Genomic DNA, 2,066 nt, shown 5'->3' on the forward strand with positions numbered 1-2,066 from the left:
GGACGACGACGTCATCGTCTACTGTCACGTGGGCGAGCGCTCCGCCCTATCGTGGTTCGTCCTCTCGGAACTGCTCGGCTACGAGACCGTGCGTAACTACGACGGATCGTGGAGTGAATGGGGAAACCTCGTGGACGCACCGATCGAGACCGAGTGAGCCCGATTCCGTTTCAAACGGCTTTAACCCGACGGATCTTCAAGATACAAAAATTTCCGCCATTCATCGATATTGTGAGTATTGCACAACAATATTGCTTCTATCTTCAGCTTGATTGGCGTCGGACCACACGTATCGAGTAGGTATGGTAAAAATAGTCGTTCTCGGTGCGGGAACGGGTGGTGCCATGACGGCGAACATCCTTCGACGGAAGTTGGGTACCGACGCCGATATCACGGTGATCGACAAGAGCACGAAGCACATGTATCAGCCGTCGTTCTATCTCATTCCCTTCGGCTATCTCGAGGCCGAAGAGCAGAGTCGAGACATCCGCGAACTCTTCGAGAACGGCGTGGAGTTCGTACAGGACGAGGTAACCGGCGTCGATCCTGACGAGAAGGTCGTCGAATGTTCCGAGGGCGATTTCGAGTACGATTACCTCGTCGTCGCCACCGGCCACCGCCTCGCGCCCGAAGCGATTCCTGGGCTACTCGAAGGATGGGAGGAAACCGATTCTGTCTACCCGTTCTATCACTACGAAGCGGCGATGGCGATGCGGGAGGCGTTCGAGGATTTCGACGGGGGAACGTTCGTGGTCACCCAACCCGATACGCCCATCAAGTGTCCCGGTGCACCGCTGAAGATGACGATGCTCGCCGAGGATTTCGCTCGGCGCAAGGGAATCCGCGAGGAGACGGAGTTCATCATGACCCGGAACGCAGACCACCACTTCGGTGTCCAACCCTACCGGGACAAACTCTACGAGTTGTGGGACGACCGCGACATACAGTTCGAAGCGAACTTCTCCGTCGAGGAAATCGACCCCGACGAACAGATCGTCCGTAGCGCGGACGGCCGGGAGATCGAATACGACCTCCTCGCACCGGTGACACCGCAGTACGGCCAGACGGCAATCACCGAAGGCTCCCCCCTGACCGAGGGCAGCGAGAGCGGCGAGTACGTGACGATAGACGAGCGCACACTGCAGCACACGGAGTACGACGACGTGTTCGCATTGGGTGACTGTGAGAACGCGCCGCACTCGAAGACCGCGGCCGCCGCCCGCAAAGAAGCGCACGTCGCCGCTGACAACATCGAAGCGCTCATCGAGGGGCGCGCGCCACGAACGGAGTACTCCGGATACGCCGCCTGTCCGCTCCTTACGCGGAAAGGGAAGGCGATGATGGCGGAGTTCGACTACGAGGAGAGCATCTCCGCGCCGGTCGAGAGCAAGATGAACTGGATTTTGGACGTCAACGTGCTGCCGTCGGTGTACTGGAACCTCTGGTTGCACGGCTACGACCCGCTCCCGTAGGTGATCACGAATGAGTGATACACAGACACAGGAAGCGGTCCTCGAACGCGACTCGGAGGACCTCGACGCGCTCGTGGACAAAATCGACGACAACGCCGAGGACCTCATCGCGTTGCTCGACGCCCTCGACGCGACGCAGGGCCTCGCGGAGGAACTCGTCCCCGAACTCACTGACGTCGCTCGCGACAACCGCGAACCCCTCCGTGAGCTTCGAATGGCGTTCGAGCGCGAGGAGACACTCGTCCTGCTCCAGAAGGTCGGAAACAACTCGGAACGGTTGGTCGAACTGCTGGATGTTCTCGAAGTCAGCGTCGGCCTGACCGAGGACCTCACTCCCGAACTCGTCACGGTCGTTCGCGAGAACCGTGCGACAGTCGAGCGACTGCGAACGGCGTTCGAAAAAGAAGAAACCGTCGTCCTCCTCGAACGGCTCGGCGAGAACGCCGACGCACTAATCGAACTCCTCGAACTGCTCAACGTAACGCGTGGACTGGCCGACGACCTCGTTCCCGAATTCACGGACGTCGCTCGGAACAACCGCGAACCGATCGCGGATCTCCGGATGGCCGTCGAGGGGTTCACCGACGCCCGTCG

The 2,066-nt window shown here is 60.0% G+C and carries 3 protein-coding genes; all 3 read left to right on the forward strand.

What is annotated here, in order from left to right:
* Window positions 1-157 (forward strand): sulfurtransferase (locus tag WBV42_RS14195; protein ID WP_423986610.1); only part of this gene is annotated, 157 nt, incomplete at its 5' end.
* A 145-nt stretch (window positions 158-302) separates the two neighbouring features.
* On the forward strand, window positions 303-1,472 hold the full coding sequence (locus WBV42_RS14200; RefSeq protein WP_423986608.1) for an NAD(P)/FAD-dependent oxidoreductase: 1,170 nt from the start codon (window positions 303-305) through the stop codon (window positions 1,470-1,472).
* Window positions 1,473-1,482: 10 nt separating this feature from the next.
* Window positions 1,483-2,066: DUF1641 domain-containing protein (locus WBV42_RS14205; protein WP_423986609.1), on the forward strand; the 584-nt coding region annotated here is incomplete at its 3' end.

Origin of the sequence: Haladaptatus sp. (assembly GCF_049589095.1) — an archaeon.
Classification (GTDB): domain Archaea; phylum Halobacteriota; class Halobacteria; order Halobacteriales; family Haladaptataceae; genus Haladaptatus.

Coding starts and splice junctions, on each gene's coding strand:
- WBV42_RS14200 (WP_423986608.1), top strand. CDS start 303: ATGGTAAAAATAGTCGTTCTCGGTGCGGGAACGGGTGGTGCCATGACG.